Here is a 22,455-nt window from a genome sequence, read left to right as displayed (position 1 = left end):
AAATAATACAAGAGCGCATTTGGTTATGCAGTTCAATATTTTAAAAACAGAGGAGTGCATATTATGGATTATTCATATCTTGGTAAGTCAGGGTTAAAGGTCAGCCGTATTTGTTTGGGCACGATGAATTTTGGACCTGTTACAGATGAGAAAGAATCATTCCGAATTATGGACGCTGCTCTTGATGCAGGCATCAACTTTTTTGATACTGCCAATGTATACGGATTTAAAGTAGGTGTTGGAACAACAGAAGAGATTATCGGACGTTGGTTCAAACAAGGCGGTAATCGTCGTGAGAAAGTGGTGCTAGCTACTAAAGTATATGGCACAATGCATAAAGATTTAGATGGCCCTAATAGCGATGGTGGATTATCAGCTTACAAAATTCGTCGTCATCTTGAAGGTTCTCTCAAACGCTTACAAACCGATCATGTTGAATTGTATCAAATGCACCATATTGATACCAATGTAAGTTGGGATGAATTATGGGGTGCATTCGAAGTCGCTGTTCAACAAGGTAAAATCGGTTATGTCGGTTCAAGTAACTTTGCAGCATGGCATATTGCAATCGCTCAAAAAGCTGCTGAAAACCGTAATTTCTTAGGTTTAATTTCAGAGCAACATAAATATAGTCTATTATGTCGTCAACCTGAATTGGAAGTTCTTCCTGCTGCTCATGCGCTTGGATTGGGCGTTATTCCTTGGAGTCCACTCGATGGCGGATTATTGGGACGTAATGCACTACAAAAAATCGAAGGTTCACGCAGTGGTGGAGATGCCAAAAGAGTGGATCAACATAAAGAACAACTAGAGCAATACGCTGAACTATGTAAAGAACTAGGCGAGCCTCAAGATGTGGTCGCTTTAGCATGGGTTCTTGCTAATCCAGCAGTAACTGCTCCAATTATCGGACCACGTACAGCAGAACAGTTTGAAAGTTCTTTACGTATTATCGATGTGAAGCTAGATGAAGCTACAATGACTCGTCTGGATGAAATTTTCCCGGGTCCAGGTGGAGCAGCTCCTAAAGCATACGCTTGGTAAATCTTGCTTTTCAACATAAAGTAATTGTTTTTAATATACATGTATGATGATATAAAGGCAGTAATAACAACTACTCTCTCAAACTAGATCATCCTAAGATGAATGCAATTATTTCTTTTGGATGATTTAGATGATGCAGAAAATCATCATTGTGTAGACAGTTATTCGGTAAATCATTATTTTGATCAAAAAAAGCTCTTCCTAAGTGTCTGCAAAGACAAAGGAAGAGCTTTTTTGTTATTATTTATACGAATCTATCGGATGACTCTCATACACCATTTTGGATTTGATATATTTTATAATGTTTCTACCAAAATACCTAGCGGTGTAGACGAAGCACCTGCAATCATCAGAGCAAACGTATATTTACTATTTCCGGGAGGAGCATTAACCGTATAGACAGGACATGCTTGTGTGTTGGTACGCATTAAAGGCACACCGTAAGTCTGCCCATCTTTACGAACAGCACCACCATAACTACCACCACGTGGATTCAGTGAAATTTTGATCGTACGTGCTTGTGAAGACGGGTTATTTACAGGAACAGTGACATTGTATACAGCTCCGAATTGAGCACGATTATCAAGAGAAGTAGGTAATTCACTATTAACCGCTGTAAATAATTGATCCGCAGGCAATGTTCCATCTTTTTTCAACTTGGTAGCCGTTGGATAAATAACACGTGCTGATCCTACTGTATATACAGGTGTGATCGCATTGGTTTCTGAGAAATTCCAACTGCCACGCGGATGCGCTTGTGGTGCAAGCGGTAACGGAGCTGACTTAATTAATGTCAGATCATAGGCTGTATCACGCGAAGCGACTGTACGTACTTCGTAACTGATCTGCCCGCTATCTGTACTTTCAACCGTAAAGTCATACATAAATCCAAGCAATTTACCCGGTGGTACAATAAAGCTTTCGATTAAGCCTGATTGCAACTGTTTAATCAATGGATTTTCAGCAGTACGTTGATCTGCTGTTCCTCCAAGTGTCGCTCTTGAAATACAAGTACCAATATCACTGATCCAATTTACATCATCTCCACCAACTCGATACTCACGAGCAATCGATGTGATTCGAAGAGCGCCATGATTTGCTTTATTTTCAAGCGTAATACCCACTTTAACTGGATCTTTAAGCACATTGTAATGCCATGCAAAAATGCGATGTTGTACTGTTTTGTTATTCGTCTGCACAACATCATGCCATAATGTACCATGACGTACAGGAAAATTGGCTTCACTCAATGTCTCAGGATTATCACTTACCATTAAACGGCGAGTGCCTCCCTTGGTTGCAGAAGCAATATCATACTGAACAATTCCGGTGGTATCTACTACTTCGATAGGCAAGTCTTTACCTTGACAAGTCATACTGTATTCCTCCTCTGATTGAATATGATTTGAACTGGGCGACTGACTACATTTCTACTTCTCACTCTACTTCTGCTAAATAAATAACCACACTGTCATTTACAACAGTGTGGTTAAAAGGTCTTTCATTATATAAAGTAAAAAATAACAGTCTTTTTACAACCTAAATCATTATTTTTTGTAAATCTTTTTTAGATCATCGAAATATTATCACGTCTACCGTATGTTTTACGCTTTTCGACAAGACGATTCAAAGAGTCTACATAAGCACGTGCGCTGGCTTCTAGAATATCTGTACTCACGCCACGACCTTGCGCAGTAATACCATCTTGAGTAAGTGCTACATGAACTTCACCCAGTGCGTCTTTACCTTGCGTTACCCCTTTGATCGAGTAATCTGCTAGCTTCACTTCTTCTTGTGAAGCTTTATCAATAGCGTTGTAGATCGAATCCACAGAACCGTTACCGCTAGATTCTTCTTCACGCACTTCACCATCGGATGTCGACAAACGGATCTTCGCTGTTGGAGAACCTTCACTATCAAAGGAAACAAACAACGAATCCAATTGGAACAATTCAGGTGCATCTGCAAGACGTTCTTCTAACAAGGCGAATAGATCATCATCCGAGATTTCTTTTTTCTTATCTGCCAAAATTTTAAATTTAGCAAATGCTTCATTCAATGCTTCTTCTTCCAAGTTATAACCGAGTTCAATCAAATGTTCACGGAATGCATGACGACCTGAGTGTTTACCCATCACTAACTTGGTTGCTTTAAAGCCTATCGTTTCTGGACTCATAATTTCATAGGTTGTTTTCTCTTTCAACATACCATCTTGATGAATACCAGATTCATGGGCAAATGCATTAGCTCCAACAATAGCTTTATTCCCCGGGACGACCATACCTGTCAATTTGCTCACCAAACGACTTGTACGTGCGATTTCCGAAAGGGTCAAGCTTGTTTTGGCATTAAAGAAATCCTGACGTGTTTCCAGTGCCATCGCTACTTCTTCTAACGATGTATTACCAGCACGTTCACCGATCCCATTAATCGTACCTTCAATCTGATCCGCACCATTCAAAATTGCGGCTAATGCATTCGCTGTTGCCATACCTAGATCATCATGACAGTGAGCGCTCAATTGTACTTTTTCGATATTAGGTACATTTTCTTTCAGATGTTTGAAAATATTACCGTATTCATAAGGTGTCAAAAAGCCGACCGTATCTGGAATATTTACCACATAAGCGCCTTCTTCGACCGCCATCGTTACCATTTCCACCATAAAGTCATACTCTGTACGTCCTGCATCTTCCAATGAAAATTCCACTTTGTCAAAATACTGACGTGCATAGCGAATAGCTGAACGTGCTGTATCTTTAACCTGTTCTTTTTCCATACGAAGCTTATACTGACGGTGAATCGGTGAAGTCGCCAAGAACAGATGTAGGCACGGATCTTGCGCACCTTTCAGTGCCTCGCGTACCGCATCGATATCTTGTTCTCTAGCTCGTGACAGACCAATAATACTTGCATTTTTGACTGCACGTGCTACAGCATTAACCGCTGCCAAATCTCCAGGCGATGCTGCCGGGAATCCAGCTTCTATCCGATCGACACCCAACTTTTCGAGTTGATAAGCAATCTCTACTTTCTCGCGAGTATTCAAGTTCACTCCCGGCGATTGTTCTCCATCTCTCAATGTGGTATCAAAAATATAAATTTTGCGCATCATCGCACCTCCTTGTTTTTTTGAAAAAAATACCGGTATGCAGTAAGGCATATATATTCCTATTCCCTACTACATACCGGTCTTTACTCTACTTTTTACTTCAATACAACCGTCATAGACAGTCTAACGTTATAGATTAAAATTCTTTATTTTTTGATCCAGTGCATCATACCGCGAAGTTCTTTACCTACTACTTCTAGTTGGTGCTCGGATTCGTTACGACGAGTCGCTGTCAAGAATGCACGACCGGATTGGTTTTCAAGCATAAAGTCACGAGCGAATTTACCTTGTTGGATATCAGACAATACTTCTTTCATTGCTTTTTTCGTGTCTTCAGTAACAATACGAGGACCTGTTACATAGTCACCATATTCTGCTGTGTTACTGATGGAATCACGCATTGTGGACAAGCCACCTTCATACATCAAGTCAACGATCAATTTCAATTCATGCAGACACTCGAAGTATGCCATTTCAGGAGCATAACCCGCTTCTGTCAATGTTTCGAATCCAGCTTTAACCAATGCACTTACACCACCACATAATACTGCTTGCTCACCGAACAAATCAGTTTCTGTTTCTTCACGGAATGAAGTTTCGATAACGCCTGCACGTGTACAACCGATACCTTTAGCATAAGCTAGACCGATTTCTTTAGCAGAACCTGTAGCATCTTGATGAATAGCGATTAGGCCAGGTACTCCAAATCCTTCTTCATATGTACGACGTACCATGTGTCCTGGAGATTTAGGAGCGATTAGCAATACATCGTTACCTTCTGGAGCTATGATTTGTCCAAAGTGAACATTGAATCCGTGAGCAAATAGTAATGCAGCATCAGGTTTCAAGTTTGCTTCGATGTCGCTTTTGTATACACTTGCTTGTGTTTCATCAGGCATCAAAATTTGTACAAGGTCTGCACGTTTTGTTGCCTCTGCTACAGATAGTACTTCAAAACCATCATTTTTTGCTTTGTCAAAAGATTTACCTTCACGAAGACCAATAACTACAGACAATCCGCTGTCACGCAAGTTTTGTGCGTGAGCATGTCCTTGACTTCCGTATCCGATAATTGCGATTGTTTTACCTTTCAATACGTTCAATTCTGCATCATTTTCGTAGTAAGTTGTTATAGCCATTTTTTTCTTCCTCCTCTAATGTATGAAGCTGGTTTTCGGTATAGACCGATAGTACATAGTACGCAACCCTCTGACAAGAGCGGGTATTTCAAAAGACAACCCTATCCAAATTGTATTTTATCTAGCAGTTATCTTTTCAAATTACCCGCTCTTGCCGGAAAAAATAAATCTTTTATACGTTACCGCGTATCATCGCTGTCGCGCCTGTGCGGGAAAGTTCACGAATACCATAAGGCTTCAGTAATTCAAGCATAGCATCAATTTTATGCGTATCGCCTACAACTTGAACCATAAGGCTATTTGGACCGATATCGACAACAGATGCACGGAACGTTTCCACAACACCCATAATTTCTGGACGTTCTGCTGGCTCTGATTTTACTTTAATCAATGCCAGTTCACGTGTAACCATTGGTTTTGAGCTAAGGTCAATAACTTTGATAACATCGATAATTTTGTATAGTTGCTTTTCAATCTGTTCTAGTGTTTTCTCGCCGCCTGTAGTCACAATAACCATACGTGACAAGCCCACTTCTTCCGATTGACCTACAGTGATACTTTCGATATTGAATCCCCGACGGCCAAAGAGTCCTGAGACTCTTTGAAGAACGCCGGGCTGATCATTTACTAAAACTGCGATAGTATGCTTCATGATATTCATTCTTCATCCCCCATTAACATTTGATCAATGGTAGATCCCTGAGTAACCATTGGATACACGTTCTCATGTTTGTTGACTACAAACTCAACAACGACAGGACCCGGTGTATCCATAGCTTCTTTCCAAGCTGCTTGTGCTTCTTCTTTATTCGTAGCCCGTAGACCTTTTACGCCATATGCTTCTGCTAATTTCACAAAATCAGGGCTTCCTGCAAGATCGATATGACTGTAACGGTTATCATAGATCAATTCTTGCCACTGACGAACCATACCCAACACCTGATTGTTCAAAATAACAATTTTGACTGGAATATTATTGATCGCGCAAATTGCTAATTCTTGAGAACACATCTGCATACCACCATCACCGTTGATCGAAATAACCAGACGTTCTGGATTAGCCATCTGTGCACCAATTGCTGAAGGGAAACCAAAGCCCATTGTTCCAAGTCCACCGGACGTTACCCATGAACGAGGTTGGTTAAAGCGATAATACTGTGCAGACCACATTTGATGCTGTCCTACATCGGTTGTTACGATCGCTTCACCATTCGTTGTATCATTTAACATTTCTACAACCCATTGTGGCTTCAACACTTCTTCTGAATCATCATAGCGGAAAGGTTTGTCTTTTTTCCAGCCTGCTACTTTTGCACGCCAGTCATCTGCTTTTGCTGCATGAGGTACATTAACATTGAGCATTTCCAATACGGTTTTCACATCGCCTACGATAGGAATATCAACGGCTACGTTTTTACCGATTTCAGCAGGATCAATATCGATATGAACAATTTTGGCATGTGGTGCAAATCCATCTAATTTACCTGTTACTCGATCATCGAAGCGTGCTCCGATATTAATCAGTAAGTCAGATTGTTGAATTGCATTATTAGCAGTATAAGTTCCGTGCATCCCGGGCATTCCGATCCATAGATCATTACCACTCGGGAATCCACCTAGACCTAGCAAAGTTGTAGTAATCGGGATACCTGTGGCTGTAATGAACTTGAACAATTCTTCATGACCACCAGAGTAGACAACTCCACCACCTGCAAGAACCAATGGACGCTCTGCTTCAGTAATCGCTTGATGCAATTTATCCAATTGTAATTTGTTAGGCGTAACTCTTGGATTATAACCACGCATAGCTACCGGTTCTGTATGTGGCTTGAATAATGCTTTTGCCGCAGATACATCTTTCGGAATATCGATCAATACTGGACCTTTACGACCTGTATTGGCAATATGGAAAGCTTCATGAATCACTCTTGGCAAGTCTTCTACATCACGTACAAGATAACTATGCTTGGTGATTGGCATTGTAATCCCTGTAATATCTGCTTCTTGGAAAGCATCCGTACCGATCAATGTAGTAGCTACGTTACCGGTAATCACAACCAATGGTGTTGAATCCATATACGCTGTTGCAATACCTGTTACCAGATTCGTTGCTCCTGGACCCGAAGTAGCGATACACACGCCAACTTTACCACTAGCACGAGCATAACCATCTGCTGCATGAATAGCACCTTGCTCATGACGTGTTAGTAAATGTTTGAAATCTTCAAATCCATGCATAGCATCATAAATATATAATACAGCTCCACCAGGATAGCCAAAGACACAATCTACACCTTCAAGTAGTAAGCTGCGAAGTAACATTTCCGAACCTGTAATCACTTCCGGTTTCATCCATTTCTCACGTAATTCTTCTGTTGACTGCACATTAGGTATTTTCGTGCTCATTAGTCATCCTCCTCCCAAAAATTCACATCAATCTTACATTGGCAAATGAACGATATCCCTTATGCTGCTTGGGATGAACAGTACAGATTTTCTGTTATAACTGGAAGAAAGACATCAAAAAAGCCTTTCGCCGCCTCAAACAGAAAAATCTGTTATTGAGGGACGAAAGGCTAAGCTTCCGTGGTACCACCCATATTTGCGCACAGCTTCACAGCATAAGTACGCCTCATAAAGTAAAGTAGATTAAGACTTTACTTGTCGTCTGTAACGTAGACCTTACGATTTTCCCTAATAATCATATGGGTAAGATACAAATCAATGCGATTTATAACTATTGCATATGCCTTTCAGGAAAACAGCTCCGAGGTGAGCTCGTATATAAGGGATTCTGATGAAGCTTACACCAAATGCTTCACTCTCTGGACAAAAGAGCCCTTAAAACTTCGTCCTCTTCATTGCCGATACATAGTATTCAATGATTACTGCCGCTTACGCTTGTCAGCGACTCAAATGATTTAGGAATATTATATGACTCATTTTCGATAGAGTCAACACTTCTTTTTTGTCATTCTTTACAATCCGATTTTGACATATCATTTGTTACATACTTAAGAAAAGTAATTATAGCAAGCTTTATAGCATTTTTATAAAACCTATTATACCTAGTAACTAACTATGTATTATGTCACTTAAGAACAAACGTATTAAATAGTGTAAAAGAAATCTTTGTCTAATAAGCACTAAAAGTTGGAAAAAATGCTGTTTAACTTGCTTGAGAGTTAGAATGCCTATGTATCTCCTTTTTCTTTTTCTGCTCCTTTAATTGCTCACAATGATCTATATAAAATTCAATCTTTTATTTTAAATATCTTTTATTGCATACAAGATAGAGATAAAAAAAGCCGAAGTTCGGAAAAATCCAAACTTCGACTTGATTCAATTATCTAAAGATAACCGTTTAATGATCTTATTAACGTTTACTTGGATCATACGGCTGTCCGAGTGCAGAAGGTGCACTTGAACGTCCTACTGCTGCAACCAATACAATAATCGTTAATACGTATGGCAACATGTAGATTACTTCTTGCGGAATGCTCTGTGTCCAGGCAAATAGCTGCACATAGTTACGCACCGCTTGAGCAAGACCAAAGAATACAGCCGCTCCAAATGCTCCCCATGGATTCCATTTACCAAAGATCATCGCTGCAATCGCAATATAACCTTGCCCCGAAATCGTATTATGCGAAAATGTACCTGTGGTTGTGAGTGTAATTGTTGCTCCACCGATCCCAGCAAGCGCTCCACTTAGCATAACTCCGATATAACGTAACCGATTTACTTTGATCCCTACGGTATCTGCTGCACTTGGATGTTCCCCAACAGAACGTAGACGTAGACCAAATGGTGTTTTGTACAAAACAAAGTAAGTCACAATCACAGCTACTACTGCTAAATAAGTGGTAGGATACGCATGGAAAAACACATCACCAATCAATGGAATCGTAGATAGATAAGGAATATTCACTTTATCAAATCCAGAGATCAATCCCGTTTCACCCGCACCGTCAAATAACAATTTAACCATATACAATGTACTACCTGCCGCTAAAAAGTTAATAACGATACCACTGATAACCTGATCAGCTTTGAATGTGATCGAAGCAACCGCATGGATAAGAGAAACTAAAATTCCAAATACCATCGCTGCCAACACACCGACACAAGCAGCACCGAAGCCGCTTAATCCTGCATCTTGAGCATAAAAACCTGCTACCCCCGCTGCAAATGCACCAAAAATCATCAAACCTTCTAACCCTAGATTGGTTACCCCAGATTTCTCTGAAAAGATACCGCCTAAAGATGTAAAGATAAGTGCTGTAGCAAAGACTAGCGTCGTATTAATAAGCTGTCCAATAATAGTCAACACGTCCATTACAACACCTTCTCTTTCTTACGTTTTGCATAAAAAGGTTTTAAGACCCAACGTACAATGCCTTGTGCTGCAATAAAGAAAATAATCGCTCCGATAACAATACGAACAATCTCTGGTGGAACATCAGCGCTAAAGCTCATACCTGCTGAACCATACGTTAAAGTACCAAACAGAATTGAACCTAAAATAATACCAAATGGATTATTCAAACCAATAAGAGCAACTGCAATTCCATCAAATCCAGTACCTGGCGAACTTGCCATCACCGATTGATATTGGAATACGCCCAATACTTCAAAAGAACCGGCAAGACCAGCAAACATACCACTGATAAACATCGCTTTTACAATATTACGATTCACGTTCATCCCTGCATATTTGGAAGCATCCTGGTTGAAACCAACAGCACGAAGTTCGTACCCTTGTTTTGTTTTCCACATAAATACATAAAAGAATACAGCCGCAGCCAAAGCAATGGCTGTTCCCCAGTGTACACGAGCATTACCCATCATTTCAGATAACCACATGATCGCAATCGATGCACTTGGTTGAATATCTTCAGAACGGTTTTGCCCTTGTAACAACATAAAGTGATTAATCACAAAGTTGGCTAGATACAGACCGATCCAGTTCAACATAATACATGAGATAACTTCGTTTACTCCCCGAACCGCTTTGAGGAAACCAGCGATAGCCGCCCATAGCCCTCCGAAGATAGCTCCTGCGATAATCGCAAGCGGTGCATGAATATAAGCAGGAAGACCGTGTAATTGAACAGCAACCACTGTAGCAGCTGTCATTCCAATCAGAAACTGTCCTTCTCCGCCGATATTAAATAGCCCTGCACGTGCTGCAAAAGCAAAAGCCATACCTGTCATAATCAAAGGCGTCATTTCACGAATAGCTTCACCGAAATCATACGGATCACCGTATACACGGGTCAGCAATGCAGAATAAGCATCAATCGGATTGTATCCACCAATCAACATCACAATCGCACCCAAAATGAGTCCCATAATAATCGCTACAATTGGTAATACAAACGAATCTTTGGTTATAGCTTTGAGAATATTATTCATGTGCTGCACCTCTCTTCGCGGTGCTTCCTGCCATCATCAAGCCTAATTCCTGATCATTGGTTTTCTCTGGTAGCACTTCGCCTACAATTTGTCCTTCATAAATAACAGCGATGCGATCAGATACATTAATAATTTCATCCAATTCAAAAGAGATCAATAATACAGCTTTACCTTGATCACGTTGTGCAATCAATTGTTGTTGAACAAATTCAATCGCACCTACGTCCAGACCACGAGTAGGCTGAGCAGCAATCATTAATGTAGGATTTTTATCAATTTCACGCGCAATAATAGCTTTCTGCTGATTACCACCGGATAGTGAACGTGCATGAGTAGCAATACTTGGTGTACGCACATCAAAGCGTTCAACTAAACGTGTAGCATGCTTATCAATCGCATCAAAGTTCAAAAATCCACCTTTGTTAAATGGAGGCTTATAGTACGTTTCCAGTACCATATTCTCACTTACAGAAAAATCGAGTACCAGACCATGTTTGTGACGATCTTCTGGAATATGAGATACGCCTGATTCTGTAATTTTACGAGGAGACATATTCGTAATGTCTTGACCTAGTAATTTTACCGTACCACCATCCACATGTCTTAGACCCGTAAGTGCTTCAATCAGTTCACTTTGACCATTACCATCTACTCCAGCAATCCCTAGAATTTCTCCAGCTCTTACTTGTAGATTCAAGCCTTGTAATACCGCAGTACCTTCTTTGTTGTTAGAAACGATATTTGCCATTTCCAATACTACAGATCCAGGTTCAGCCGGCTTTTTGTCAACTTTGAACGTAACATTACGACCGACCATTTTCTCAGCTAATTCTTGTGGAGTCGTTTCTGACTTTTTGACAGTATCGACTACTTTACCACGACGAATAATGGTTACATTGTCGGCAATTTGCATAATTTCTTTAAGCTTATGTGTAATCAGAATAATCGATTTGCCTTCAGCCACAAGACGCTTCATAATCTCCATTAATTCTGAAATTTCTTGAGGGGTCAAAACGGCTGTGGGTTCATCGAAAATCAAAATTTCTGCACCACGATATAATGTTTTCAGTATTTCTACCCGTTGCTGCATACCTACTGAAATATCATGGATTTTGGCATTTGGATTAACTTGTAGACCATATTGTTCGGAAAGCTGGCGAATCTCTTCGGTCGCTTTTTTATAATTGATTCGGGTTCCTTTTTTCGGTTCTGAACCCAGAATGATATTCTCAGTAACTGTAAATGGTTGAACGAGTTTGAAGTGCTGATGCACCATACCAATCCCGAGCTCAATCGCTCTGTTAGGACTGTCAATGATCACAGGTTCTCCATTAACTTCGATACTACCTTCTTCAGGCTGATATAAACCAAATACAATATTCATCAATGTTGATTTACCTGCACCATTTTCACCTAGCAGAGCATGAATTTCTCCCTTGTGCAGCTTAAAACTAATAGAATCATTGGCAATAATACCAGGAAAGACTTTTGTTATTTGTTTCAACTCTACCACAGGGGTTGCTGCACCCATGAGATCACCCTTATAAGCGTATTGATTGGCATAGACTTATGATTAAAGTCTATTACCGAAAGCTAAAAACATCGTATTTTCCCAAACGACAATCAACATTATACTGAGCCATCCGGCTGTAAACGTGACAACAAGGCTAGTATCTGCTAACCAGCCTTGTTGTTTGTTATTTATTTAAGAACATTCCATCATGAAAAAGAAATTACTCGCTAGGAACAGTCAATTCGCCGCTAACAATTTTAGCTTTGTATTCATCAGCCAATTTGATTACATCAGCAGGAACGTTTTTGGAAGAAGTATCTGCTAAGCCTACGCCATCCTCTTTAAGTCCCAATACTTCTGTACCACCAGCAAATGTACCGTCTACGACTTCTTTAGATACTTTCTCTACAGCAACGTCTACACGTTTAACCATAGAAGTTAAAGTCACTTTATCACCAAATTCTAGTGATTGGTCTTTATCTACACCGATAACCCATGCTGTTTGACCAGAGTTAGAACGGGAAGCTGCTTCATTAAATACGCCTGTACCTGTACCACCAGCAGCATGGAAAATGATATCCGCGCCATCGTTATACATTGTAGCTGCTGCTGCTTTACCTAGATCAGGCTTATCAAATGCACCTGTGTAGTTTACAAGCAATTCAGCATCAGGGTTTACTGCTTTAATACCTGCTTTAAAACCAACTTCGAATTTTTTGATCAATGGACTATCTACCCCACCGACAAATCCGATTTTGTTGGATTTTGTCATTTTACCTGCTACAACACCTACTAAGAAGGAACCTTCGTTTTCAGAGAATGTTACAGATTTAACGTTAGGAGCATCAACTACACTATCAATAATAGCTAATTTTGCATCTGGGTTTTGTTTAGCTACAGTAGCAATACCATCTGCTAAGCTAAAACCAATTCCCCAAGTTAAGCTGTAATCGCCTTTTACAAATTGATTCAAGTTAGGAATATAATCCTGATCGGATTTACTTTGCAGATATTTCACTTCTGCTCCGCTTTCAGTTTTTACTTTTTCAAGAGCTTCCCAAGCAGATTGGTTAAATGATTTATCATTTACGCCACCTACGTCAGTTACCATACCAATTTTAACATCGCTTTTTGCTGCTCCGCCTGTAGCATCGCCACTCCCTGCGTTGTCAGTACTGTTGCTTTTGTTCCCACAAGCTGCTAGTACCAATGAAAATGCTAGCAACATAATGAGTGAAAGTTTGTACGCCTTCTTCATGAATCTTTTTCCCCCTTAGAAGTATAAGCTATGATCTGCTGCCTCTCTGTCTGGATACGAACATTTTTACCCTTATCGAGCTCAATATTCGTTATAGGTGCAGATTTAACAGTCGATGAACAAATTATACAATCAAGTGGTAAGAAAATCTACTATTTAAATTACTATTGGTTAATTAATTTACGATTTTATTTTCTGAAAGCGCTTTATTATGTAAAAATATACTATTTAATGTTAATCTCGTGTAACATTATCGTTCATAGTCTTTACACGTTTTACGTTTTAATGCGTTAAACTGCTATTTATGTGTTATGTTTTATTACTATGTATACTTTTTAGAATAATTTGCGTATAAAAAGAGCCACCGGATCATCCGACGGCTCTTTATGCAACACAGAAGAATAAATCTTATGCGTTAATTTTTTCTTTAGCTACAGTAGCCAATGAGTTAAACGCGTTAACATCATTTACAGCCAATTCAGCTAACATTTTACGGTTAATATCAACACCAGCCAATTTAAGACCGTGCATCAATTTGTTGTAAGACAATCCGTTGATACGTGCTGCTGCGTTAATACGAACGATCCACAATCTGCGGAAGTTACGTTTTGTCTGACGACGGTCACGGTAAGCATACACCAAAGATTTGTTAACTTGCTCTTTTGCTGTTTTAAAAATACGGTGTTTGGAACCGAAGTAACCTTTTGCTAATTTAAGAATTTTCTTATGTCTGCGACGTGTGACGAATCCGCCCTTCACTCTTGCCATATCAGTAAACCTCCCAGTAAATTAAATTATTTAAGATTAGATAATTGTTGTTTCAAACGTTTTACATCGCCGCTAGACATCAACGGGTTTGTTCCCAAAACGCGTTTTTGACGTTTGGATTTGTGAGAAAGCAAGTGGTTTTTAAACGCTTTATAACGTTTGATTTTACCTGTTCCTGTAATTTTGAAGCGTCCTTTTAAACTACTATGAGTTTTCATTTTAGGCATTTTAATATCCCCCTTTTAATTTTTCGGCGCCAAGATCATGATCATGCTACGGCCTTCTAATTTTGGTTGGCGCTCAACTGTGCAAAGTTCTTCAACTTCAACTTTTACACGATCCAATATTTTTTGACCAATACTTGCATGTGTAATTTCGCGACCGCGGAAGCGGACCGAGCATTTCACTTTGTCGCCATCTTTTAAGAATTTTACAACATTGCGGAGTTTAGTTTGATAATCATGCTCCTCAATGTTAGCACGGAACCATACTTCTTTAAGATCAACGATCTTTTGGTTTTTACGTGCTTCTTTTTCTTTCTTCTGTTGCTCATAACGGAATTTACCGTAGTCCATAATGCGACATACAGGTGGTTTCGCTTGTGGAGCTACATTTACAAGATCCATGTTCAAATCGATTGCCATCTGCAATGCTTCACGAGTAGGCGTAATTCCGATCTGTTCACCTTCAGCACCAACCAGGCGTACTTCTTTAACCCGGATTTCGTCATTGATCATATGTTCTTTACTAATAACTTTCCACCTCCATATTATGATCGTGCAACTATAATAAATATACAAATTAAAAAGGGATGCAGGTCTAGTCACCCGCATCCCTTGATCAGCTAATATCCATAACAAGACAAATCTTGTCAATAAATCTCAGATCAATGAACCAGCCGACTATTATCGGGCAGGTGAGAAGCAAAGCTTCTACTTTATATATTCTCAATCACGTACTAAAATATTGTATCATATCTATTTGATATATACAACCCTTTTTATAAAATAAATTAAATGCCTATCAAACATACATTTAGACTCATCGTATTCATCACATTCTATTACATAAACCATCTATCTAATTATAGTAGAAATTATGTTATAGGCCATGTATAAACAAAAGACCGATATAACAACTTAGCTGTTATATCGGTCTTTTTTAATTGTAGCTATATTGCATTACATGGTTATTAACCTTGTTTGCTTTGTACTTCTTCCAAACGTACAACACGCGTATGTTGAGTGTGACTCCATTGCTTGTTGTTTTGTGTGAAGAAAGCATAGAACGTAATTGGCCACCAAGATAGACCGTAGATTGGGAATAACAACAAGTATAGATATACTTTCCAAGACTTCACTTTTTCTAATGCCATTGCAAGAATAAAAGTAACAACATTGGCACCAATTGCTGTAATAGCTACCCACATTGGCAAGTAGTTATAGATTGTAGCGATATGTGGTCCACCTAGAATAGCTGTATCAATCCACATTGCCGCAGTCATTAAGAATGTAACTAAAACAATATATACGTTGACACTATACAGTGCCAAGTCGAATTTGATAATACTCATTTCTTTTACACTTTTCCATAGTAGCGGGAAGAAATAACGACGAGCTACTGTAAAGTGACCTTGCATCCAACGCAAACGTTGACGAGAAGAAGCTTTGAATGTTAACGGCTTTTCATCAAATACTTTTGCATCATAGCTAAAACGTGGGTAAATTCCTTTTTCTGCACAACGCATTGTAAATTCTAAATCTTCTACAAGACTTGTTGCACCCCAGCCGATTTCTTTCAATAGTTCATTTTCAAAACACATTCCTGTACCACCAAGGAAGTTCGCCATATTTAAATTATGACGAGACAATTGCCATAGACGGTTGATGTACCAGTAAGATACGCCATAAGCAGCAGTGATCCAAGAATCTTCTGGATTCTTTGTATCAATATAACCTTGAATAACGCGTGCACCTTCACACATGTCGTTGTTCATTTCTGTCAAGAATCTGTGGTCTGCCAAGTTATCAGCATCAAACATAACGATACCATCATACTGACGAGGCATACTCCACAATTCTCTTAGCATCCACTCGATCGCGTATCCTTTACCGCGTTCTGCTGGATTAGTACGTACACAAGCATTCATTCCGTGACTACGTACGATATCTGCTGTACCATCTGTACAGTTATCACAGATAACAAACACATCATATAATTCAGCCGGATAATCCATATTTTTCAGATTTTCCATTAGTGCTCCAATAACGGTTTCCTCATTATGCGCTGCAACAAGTACCGCGAATGATTTCTGTGGAGCATGATCCGGTCTTTTTTTCCTTTTAACAATTCCAAATAGCGAGAATGAAAACTGATATACACCGATAACTGCCAGCATAACCTGGAGCACGATAAATATAGCATCAATAACGTTTCCCATAATAACTGTGAACCTCCTTAAATTTTAAAACCCCAATATAACAAATTCACTCTTTTTCTCTAGATCACTAATTTCAAGACGTCACATTTTAAATTTAATTTTTAGCATGAGTCGCTTTAAAACTTTTCACCCCAGATGATTATACTATGACGAACATTAAAGTTATGTTACAAAACGATTACAAGCGACATTAAGATTTTGCACATTTTTTGTGGATTTGTCAAAATTCTAAAAGAGGGTATACGGTTAAAAACCATGGAATTACGACCAGTTATATGCAATAAATGTTACAGAACAAGGTTTAACGCCATTTTATGCCTGTTTATGTTCTATTTGCTTATTTTTATTGCTAATGGTGTTTGATTTGTATGAGGATCAATAATGGAGCTATAGTGACTTTGAAGCTTGTGGTTGTATTTCTTTGAATTTTTAAACGTATTTAATTAGGTTGAACCATCTTATTGATAACGATTTACATATTGGTTGAACTCGATGTGAATGACTTTAGCCATTCTCGGGTAAGGGTAATAAGAAATACTTTTGGATTATTTTGCAAATCAGGTTTAAACTATTGGGTAACTTACAAAAGTTGTATCTATTTTAACACTCTGTTAACGTTATAAAGCTTGAAAAGCGCACTGAATAAAAATATGATGAATATAAGCCGAAAATTGGCAATTAATACGGGGGTCTCTCATGCGTCATTTTCTTATTCGCCTACAAACGATGGAGCAACACATTTTCAGATGGTTTAACTCAAGACTTCATAATAAGTTTTTAAATCTTTTCTTTTATTACTTAACAAATCTAGGCGGAGCGACATTCACCATTATAGCTACTCTGGCGGTATGGCAATTTGCACCCGCACCTTGGGGCCGCGCAGGACTTCAAGCTGCTGTAGCATTAGCCATTAGCCATGTCCCTGTAGCTATCGTCAAAAAGCTGTACCCACGTATTCGTCCTTATCTGGCTATCCCAGAAACGATTACGTTCCGCAATCCATTAACAGACCATTCGTTTCCATCAGGACATACGACAGCGATCTTTTCTGTTACCGTTCCATTTATGTTGACAGATCCACTCATGATTCTGTTGCTGTTGCCATTCGCACTGATTGTTGCTGTATCACGTATGTACTTGGGATTACATTATCCTTCAGATGTACTGGTGGGAGCTGCGATCGGAACATCGGTAGCGATGGGTACATTTGCATTATGGCCATAAAAAAGCTATTCTAGCAATATTACCGGATTGTTACAGTAGTGTTACAGAGAAGGATTAATACTTATCCTTCCTCTACTCCATTTTATTAGAGAATACCTTGCAGAAAAGGTGAATTGGACGTGTCAAAATATAGAGTGCTGCTTTTGTCGGAAGGTTTTGGTTCGGGTCACACACAGGCTGCTTATGCATTAGCGAGTAGCTTACGCAAAATCTCGCCGAATATTCAGACTAAGGTACTGGAACTCGGTAGTTTCCTTAATCCTAAAGTGGCTCCATTGATCCTAACCGCATACAAAAAAACGGTCATCTCGCAACCAAGACTTGTGCGTATGATGTATCGTAGCCAATACAAAAAATCGATCAATCGGCTAGCTACGCTAGCTTTGCATCGTCTTTTCTATACACATACTCATAATGTTGTTCGGCAGTTAAAGCCAGATGTGATTGTATGTACGCATCCGATTCCCGGAGCAGTGATTTCACGGCTTAAACGTTTGGGACTGCGTACCCCATTATGTATGGTCATTACAGATTACGATGCTCATGGAACATGGGTGAGTCCAGAAGTGAACCGTTATCTAGTCTCTACACCTGATGTACGTTCCAAATTAATACAGCGTGGTGTACCTATTCAGAAAATTGAAGTCTCTGGTATTCCTGTCCACCCTAAGTTCTGGGAACATACAGGCAAAGTCGAATTTCAACAGAAGTTTGGACTCAAAAATATGCCGACTGTGTTAGTGATGAGCGGTGGTTGGGGATTGATGAGCGATGATGTGGTCAATGCGTACCTCACCAGCTTCAGTGATAAGATCCAATTTATTTTTTGTTTTGGTAACAATGATAAAGCGTATCGCAAAGCTGAGCAGAATGTAAACTTTAATCATCCTAATATTCATTTAATTCGATACACCAATGAAATTGATCAATTGATGGAAGTTTCGGATCTTCTTGTAACCAAACCGGGAGGAATGACATGTACAGAAGGATTAGCCAAAGCGATCCCGATGTTATTCTATAATCCTTTACCCGGACAAGAAGAAAAAAATTCTCAGTATTTCACGCAACAAGGTTGGGGAGAACCGATTACATCGATTGATGTGGTTACCGAATGGATGGAATTGTTGATCAATGATTATGATGCTGTGGTAGAACAACGTAAGCAAAATATAGCTCAGATTGATCGTTATAATCCAACGCAAAGTGCCCATAGTATTGCTGAAATGGTAGAAAAAAGTAAGGTCTTATCCTAAGTCGATGGATAAGACCTTACTTTTTTTGTGGTACAAATCAATATTTATCTAAACGCATCGCTTGATATTCACGCAGGACTTCTTCACCGATCAGTACTTCACAACGATGAATATTCATGCCTTTACCCATAAATTTAGCTTCGTATTCTGTCATCACATGCTCTTCATTGATCCCATCGCGATGAAGATTCAGACTCAAATTAGTCATTTGTAGACCATAATCTGCAAATGAATTCAAAGAGAACTCAAACAATGTTTCAGAATCGGTTTTGAAATGAATTTCACCACGAGCATTTAACAATTTACAATACATTTCCAAAAAGCGTGGATGTGTTAAGCGACGACGACCGTGCTTCTTTTTCGGCCATGGATCACTAAAATTAAGATAGATTCGCTCGATCTCACCCGGTGCAAAAACCTCTTCAATCTTCTCAATATTCGCGCGAGCTAGCTGAATCGTTGTGGGTTCACCACGCTCTGCTTCTTCCCAAGCTATTCTTGTTTTTTCACTGGCACGGCGTACCAATTCATCGTACATATCAAATCCAATATAATTGACGTTTGGATGCTTAACGCTCATCTGGCTAACAAATCTTCCTTTACCCATGCCAAATTCAACATGAATCGGTAGATCATTATCGAAACGTTCTTGCCATTTTCCTTTATATTGTTCAGGATTCAGCACGACTAAATCTTCCTGCTGCTCCAATCCTTCACGTATTCCTTTTCTACCTCGTAAACGCATGTCGTTCCTCCGATTTCAATGGTGTATATAGTTATCCTACTACTAAGGCATTATTGTGACGAAGAAATGAGAAAAAGTAAAGCATTTATCTGCATATCTATCTGTAAATAGGAAAAAAGGATCTTCCTTCTCTGCAAGCAGATTAGAAAATCCTTTTCTCTATATTTGGAATTGGGGTCCAACAAATTTAGCAATCATAGTCTACCATTTTTTGCTCAAAAATTAAATGGTTTGTTGTAATAAACTATGAAAAAATAAAGCTTTTAAGTTGTTTCTAACAATGATTACCCCTTTTTTAGTCGAATGAAGCGAGCCTTACTTTTAAAACATTTATTTTGTAGATAATATTTGGAAGTTCGTCACCTGCCGCTATCTTTTAAATAAAAATGTTTGTTACAATATAATCTGAATTAGACGTATGATTCATACTTTAAATATCGTAATCAAGAACGATCGAAGGAGCTTCACTATGCTTACAACTCAAGCTACCTCCACTCCCTTATTATGGAGTGATAAAAGGTTCCATACGTGGAATACCGAAATGCGTGAACAATTTGGAAATAAAGTATTCAAAGTCACATTAGATGCTGGATTTACCTGTCCCAATCGTGATGGATCAATCGCCAAAGGGGGTTGCACATTCTGTAGCGCTCGCGGTTCAGGAGATTTTGCAGGCAGTCGTCGTGATGATCTGGTCACTCAATTTAATCATATTCGTGATCGTCAGCATCAGAAATGGCCTCATGCTCAGTATATTGGTTATTTTCAGGCGTATACAAATACATATGCTCCTGTCGAACAATTACGTGAGTACTTTGAAATTATTTTGCAGCAACCAGGTGTGGTCGGATTATCAATAGCGACTCGTCCTGATTGTCTACCTGATGATGTAGTCGATTATTTGGCTGAATTGAATGAACGTACTTATCTATGGGTCGAAATGGGATTACAAACGATTCATGAGTCTACTTCAGAGCTAATCAATCGTGCTCATGATAGCCAATGTTATGAAGAAGCGGTCGCCAAGTTACGTGCTCGTGGTATTCGTGTCTGTGCTCATATTATATACGGACTGCCTCAAGAAACGCATGAGATGATGTTAGATACAGGTCGTGCTGTAGCCCAAATGGATGTACAAGGTATCAAAATTCACCTGCTCCATCTTATGCGCAAAACACCGATGGTTAAGCAGTATGAAGCGGGATTATTACGCTTTTTGGAAAAAGACGAATATATTAAGTTGATCGTAGATACCCTTGAAATTTTACCACCAGAGATGATCGTGCATCGTCTTACAGGAGACGCACCTCGTGATCTATTGATCGGTCCGATGTGGAGTTTGCGAAAATGGGAAGTGCTTAACGGGATTGATGATGAATTGAAGCAACGGGACACATGGCAAAGCAAATATTGGAGAGCACTTTGATATGGGATTTCTATCTGTTTTAAGTTATGCTCATAAATTAGTATTGGAACGTCTGGATGCTCATTCAGGTTATGCGATTGATGCGACTGCTGGCACAGGTGTAGACACGCTGATGCTTGCTAAAGCCGCTGGAAGACGTGGACAGGTATTTAGCTTTGATATTCAACAAGATGCACTGGATCGTACACAGGAGCGTTTAGATAAGGAAGACCAAGCTAAGCTTGCTTCTGTGCAATTGATTCTGGATAGTCATGCTACAATGAGCCAGTATATTCCTGAAGCTCAGCATGGTAAGATTCAAGTGATCATGTTTAATCTTGGGTATCTGCCTACAGGGGATCTGAGTATTATTACTGAACCAGATTCAACATTGACGGCTTTGGCTTCTGCTTTTGACTTATTAGCTATTCGGGGAATACTCACGATTGTTCTCTATCCCGGACATGCTGGCGGAGCAGAAGAAGCAGAGGCTGTGCAAGCTTGGGCTTCTTCTCTGCCTGTCGCTGTAGCACAATCGATTATTTATCGACAATTGCAACGGCAAGATGCACCTTATCTCATTGCGATTGAGAAAAAAGGATCATCAACACCATGAATAAGTATCCACTGCTGTATTGGAAGTAACATTATATTGAAGGAGTGAGTATTGATGGCTGTACGCAAACTAGAGCATGTAGGTATTATGGTAAAATCGATCGAGGTGTCGATTGCTTTTTATGAAGATGTTATAGGTTTGAAACATCTCGAAAATGCTGGACATATCGATGAGCATATCAAACTCGCTTTTCTTGCTTTTCCAGATCAATCGCAAACGGAAATCGAATTGGTTGAAGGATACACAGGTGAGCTCGCTAATGAAGGCAAAGTACACCATGTGGCTTTTGCAGTAGATGATATTGAACAAGAATATGTACGAATTCAAGCCTTAAATTTGCAAGAATTAGATGCAGAGATTACCACTCTTCCTAATGGCAGTCGCTACTTTTTCTTTAGTGGTCCTGATGGAGAGCGTCTGGAATTTTTCCAATCGTCACGTTAAGATAGAAACAGACCGCTTGGAGACACAGACGGCATGGGATACATAGAACAGTTGTATACCTATTACACTTGAAGGA

Annotated in this window: 20 protein-coding genes; 6 read left to right on the top strand and 14 right to left on the bottom strand. The window is 39.4% G+C overall.

The features are described 5' to 3' along the window. The first annotated feature begins 63 nt into the window (after positions 1–63). Positions 64–1,044 (top strand): aldo/keto reductase, encoded by a 981-nt coding sequence (locus PaeCFBP13512_RS07310; protein ID WP_069327260.1) that lies wholly within the window; start codon positions 64–66, stop codon positions 1,042–1,044. 296 nt (positions 1,045–1,340) lie between these two features. Here PaeCFBP13512_RS07310 and PaeCFBP13512_RS07305 read toward each other — a convergent pair whose 3' ends face one another. The 13 genes from PaeCFBP13512_RS07305 to PaeCFBP13512_RS07245 all read right to left on the bottom strand — a co-directional run bounded on the left by PaeCFBP13512_RS07305 (position 1,341) and on the right by PaeCFBP13512_RS07245 (position 16,692). Next, positions 1,341–2,420 (bottom strand): hypothetical protein, encoded by a 1,080-nt coding sequence (locus PaeCFBP13512_RS07305; RefSeq protein WP_137222223.1) that lies wholly within the window; start codon positions 2,418–2,420, stop codon positions 1,341–1,343. 191 nt (positions 2,421–2,611) lie between these two features. Further along, positions 2,612–4,156: a 2-isopropylmalate synthase gene (locus PaeCFBP13512_RS07300; protein ID WP_069327258.1), complete on the bottom strand. Its 1,545-nt coding sequence runs from the start codon at positions 4,154–4,156 to the stop codon at positions 2,612–2,614. Positions 4,157–4,302: 146 nt separating this feature from the next. Continuing rightward, positions 4,303–5,295: a ketol-acid reductoisomerase gene (ilvC, locus tag PaeCFBP13512_RS07295; protein WP_069327257.1), complete on the bottom strand. Its 993-nt coding sequence runs from the start codon at positions 5,293–5,295 to the stop codon at positions 4,303–4,305. Positions 5,296–5,467: 172 nt separating this feature from the next. Then, positions 5,468–5,956, bottom strand: a complete 489-nt coding sequence (gene ilvN, locus PaeCFBP13512_RS07290; RefSeq protein ID WP_069327256.1) for an acetolactate synthase small subunit — start codon at positions 5,954–5,956, stop codon at positions 5,468–5,470. Further along, on the bottom strand, positions 5,953–7,701 hold the full coding sequence (ilvB, locus tag PaeCFBP13512_RS07285) for a biosynthetic-type acetolactate synthase large subunit (protein WP_137222220.1): 1,749 nt from the start codon (positions 7,699–7,701) through the stop codon (positions 5,953–5,955). The genes ilvN and ilvB overlap by 4 nt, the downstream gene beginning before the upstream one ends. Positions 7,702–8,671: 970 nt before the next feature. Next, positions 8,672–9,634: an ABC transporter permease gene (locus PaeCFBP13512_RS07280; RefSeq protein WP_069327254.1), complete on the bottom strand. Its 963-nt coding sequence runs from the start codon at positions 9,632–9,634 to the stop codon at positions 8,672–8,674. Beyond that, entirely contained in the window at positions 9,634–10,713 is a 1,080-nt protein-coding gene (locus PaeCFBP13512_RS07275; RefSeq protein ID WP_069327253.1) for an ABC transporter permease, read from the bottom strand. Before PaeCFBP13512_RS07275 ends, PaeCFBP13512_RS07280 begins: the two co-directional genes overlap by 1 nt. Beyond that, entirely contained in the window at positions 10,706–12,244 is a 1,539-nt protein-coding gene (locus tag PaeCFBP13512_RS07270) for an ABC transporter ATP-binding protein (protein ID WP_069327252.1), read from the bottom strand. The genes PaeCFBP13512_RS07275 and PaeCFBP13512_RS07270 overlap by 8 nt, the downstream gene beginning before the upstream one ends. A gap of 202 nt (positions 12,245–12,446) precedes the next feature. After that, complete coding sequence (locus PaeCFBP13512_RS07265) at positions 12,447–13,484, bottom strand: BMP family lipoprotein (RefSeq protein WP_137222218.1); 1,038 nt, start codon at positions 13,482–13,484, stop codon at positions 12,447–12,449. A 408-nt stretch (positions 13,485–13,892) separates the two neighbouring features. After that, positions 13,893–14,252, bottom strand: a complete 360-nt coding sequence (gene rplT, locus PaeCFBP13512_RS07260) for a 50S ribosomal protein L20 (protein WP_069327250.1) — start codon at positions 14,250–14,252, stop codon at positions 13,893–13,895. A gap of 26 nt (positions 14,253–14,278) precedes the next feature. Next, a complete protein-coding gene (gene rpmI / locus PaeCFBP13512_RS07255; protein ID WP_069327249.1) occupies positions 14,279–14,479 on the bottom strand; it encodes a 50S ribosomal protein L35 in 201 nt (66 codons plus the stop codon). A 15-nt stretch (positions 14,480–14,494) separates the two neighbouring features. Beyond that, a complete protein-coding gene (gene infC, locus PaeCFBP13512_RS07250; protein ID WP_069327248.1) occupies positions 14,495–14,989 on the bottom strand; it encodes a translation initiation factor IF-3 in 495 nt (164 codons plus the stop codon). Between the two features lie 455 nt (positions 14,990–15,444). Continuing rightward, on the bottom strand, positions 15,445–16,692 hold the full coding sequence (locus PaeCFBP13512_RS07245; protein ID WP_069327247.1) for a glycosyltransferase family 2 protein: 1,248 nt from the start codon (positions 16,690–16,692) through the stop codon (positions 15,445–15,447). A gap of 696 nt (positions 16,693–17,388) precedes the next feature. On the opposite strand from PaeCFBP13512_RS07245, the gene PaeCFBP13512_RS07240 reads away from it, so the two are divergent. Continuing rightward, a complete protein-coding gene (locus tag PaeCFBP13512_RS07240) occupies positions 17,389–17,916 on the top strand; it encodes a phosphatase PAP2 family protein (RefSeq protein ID WP_069327246.1) in 528 nt (175 codons plus the stop codon). Positions 17,917–18,035: 119 nt separating this feature from the next. Then, on the top strand, positions 18,036–19,169 hold the full coding sequence (locus PaeCFBP13512_RS07235; protein ID WP_069327245.1) for an MGDG synthase family glycosyltransferase: 1,134 nt from the start codon (positions 18,036–18,038) through the stop codon (positions 19,167–19,169). Positions 19,170–19,206: 37 nt separating this feature from the next. Here the strand turns inward: PaeCFBP13512_RS07235 and trmB are convergent, their stop codons facing one another. After that, positions 19,207–19,914, bottom strand: coding sequence for a tRNA (guanosine(46)-N7)-methyltransferase TrmB (gene trmB, locus PaeCFBP13512_RS07230; RefSeq protein WP_137222215.1), 708 nt, complete (start codon positions 19,912–19,914; stop codon positions 19,207–19,209). Between the two features lie 469 nt (positions 19,915–20,383). On the opposite strand from trmB, the gene PaeCFBP13512_RS07225 reads away from it, so the two are divergent. The 3 genes from PaeCFBP13512_RS07225 to PaeCFBP13512_RS07215 are packed head-to-tail and all read left to right on the top strand — an operon-like array spanning position 20,384 to position 22,379. Further along, positions 20,384–21,340: a TIGR01212 family radical SAM protein gene (locus tag PaeCFBP13512_RS07225; protein WP_137222213.1), complete on the top strand. Its 957-nt coding sequence runs from the start codon at positions 20,384–20,386 to the stop codon at positions 21,338–21,340. Between the two features lies 1 nt (position 21,341). After that, complete coding sequence (locus PaeCFBP13512_RS07220) at positions 21,342–21,935, top strand: class I SAM-dependent methyltransferase (RefSeq protein ID WP_137222211.1); 594 nt, start codon at positions 21,342–21,344, stop codon at positions 21,933–21,935. A 54-nt stretch (positions 21,936–21,989) separates the two neighbouring features. Beyond that, positions 21,990–22,379 carry a VOC family protein gene (locus PaeCFBP13512_RS07215; RefSeq protein ID WP_137222208.1) on the top strand — a complete coding sequence of 130 codons (390 nt, stop codon included), beginning with the start codon at positions 21,990–21,992 and terminating at the stop codon, positions 22,377–22,379. Positions 22,380–22,455 lie beyond the last annotated feature (76 nt).

Origin of the sequence: Paenibacillus sp. CFBP13512 (assembly GCF_005233705.1) — a bacterium.
In the GTDB taxonomy this organism is placed as follows: Bacteria; Bacillota; Bacilli; order Paenibacillales; family Paenibacillaceae; genus Saccharibacillus; species Saccharibacillus nuruki.
The sequence above is the reverse complement of the archived record's forward strand: the minus strand, read 5'-3'. Positions and strand labels throughout refer to the sequence as shown.

Bases quoted from the DNA above. Each gene is read 5' to 3' on its own strand.
- PaeCFBP13512_RS07265 (WP_137222218.1), bottom strand. From the start codon at position 13,484: ATGAAGAAGGCGTACAAACTTTCACTCATTATGTTGCTAGCATTTTCA.
- rpmI (WP_069327249.1), bottom strand. From the start codon at position 14,479: ATGCCTAAAATGAAAACTCATAGTAGTTTAAAAGGACGCTTCAAAATT.
- PaeCFBP13512_RS07270 (WP_069327252.1), bottom strand. From the start codon at position 12,244: ATGGGTGCAGCAACCCCTGTGGTAGAGTTGAAACAAATAACAAAAGTC.
- ilvB (WP_137222220.1), bottom strand. From the start codon at position 7,701: ATGAGCACGAAAATACCTAATGTGCAGTCAACAGAAGAATTACGTGAG.
- PaeCFBP13512_RS07215 (WP_137222208.1), top strand. From the start codon at position 21,990: ATGGCTGTACGCAAACTAGAGCATGTAGGTATTATGGTAAAATCGATC.
- PaeCFBP13512_RS07305 (WP_137222223.1), bottom strand. From the start codon at position 2,420: ATGACTTGTCAAGGTAAAGACTTGCCTATCGAAGTAGTAGATACCACC.
- ilvC (WP_069327257.1), bottom strand. From the start codon at position 5,295: ATGGCTATAACAACTTACTACGAAAATGATGCAGAATTGAACGTATTG.
- PaeCFBP13512_RS07240 (WP_069327246.1), top strand. From the start codon at position 17,389: ATGCGTCATTTTCTTATTCGCCTACAAACGATGGAGCAACACATTTTC.
- PaeCFBP13512_RS07310 (WP_069327260.1), top strand. From the start codon at position 64: ATGGATTATTCATATCTTGGTAAGTCAGGGTTAAAGGTCAGCCGTATT.
- rplT (WP_069327250.1), bottom strand. From the start codon at position 14,252: ATGGCAAGAGTGAAGGGCGGATTCGTCACACGTCGCAGACATAAGAAA.
- ilvN (WP_069327256.1), bottom strand. From the start codon at position 5,956: ATGAATATCATGAAGCATACTATCGCAGTTTTAGTAAATGATCAGCCC.
- PaeCFBP13512_RS07300 (WP_069327258.1), bottom strand. From the start codon at position 4,156: ATGCGCAAAATTTATATTTTTGATACCACATTGAGAGATGGAGAACAA.
- PaeCFBP13512_RS07275 (WP_069327253.1), bottom strand. From the start codon at position 10,713: ATGAATAATATTCTCAAAGCTATAACCAAAGATTCGTTTGTATTACCA.
- PaeCFBP13512_RS07225 (WP_137222213.1), top strand. From the start codon at position 20,384: ATGCTTACAACTCAAGCTACCTCCACTCCCTTATTATGGAGTGATAAA.
- PaeCFBP13512_RS07280 (WP_069327254.1), bottom strand. From the start codon at position 9,634: ATGGACGTGTTGACTATTATTGGACAGCTTATTAATACGACGCTAGTC.
- infC (WP_069327248.1), bottom strand. From the start codon at position 14,989: ATGATCAATGACGAAATCCGGGTTAAAGAAGTACGCCTGGTTGGTGCT.
- trmB (WP_137222215.1), bottom strand. From the start codon at position 19,914: ATGCGTTTACGAGGTAGAAAAGGAATACGTGAAGGATTGGAGCAGCAG.
- PaeCFBP13512_RS07220 (WP_137222211.1), top strand. From the start codon at position 21,342: ATGGGATTTCTATCTGTTTTAAGTTATGCTCATAAATTAGTATTGGAA.
- PaeCFBP13512_RS07245 (WP_069327247.1), bottom strand. From the start codon at position 16,692: ATGGGAAACGTTATTGATGCTATATTTATCGTGCTCCAGGTTATGCTG.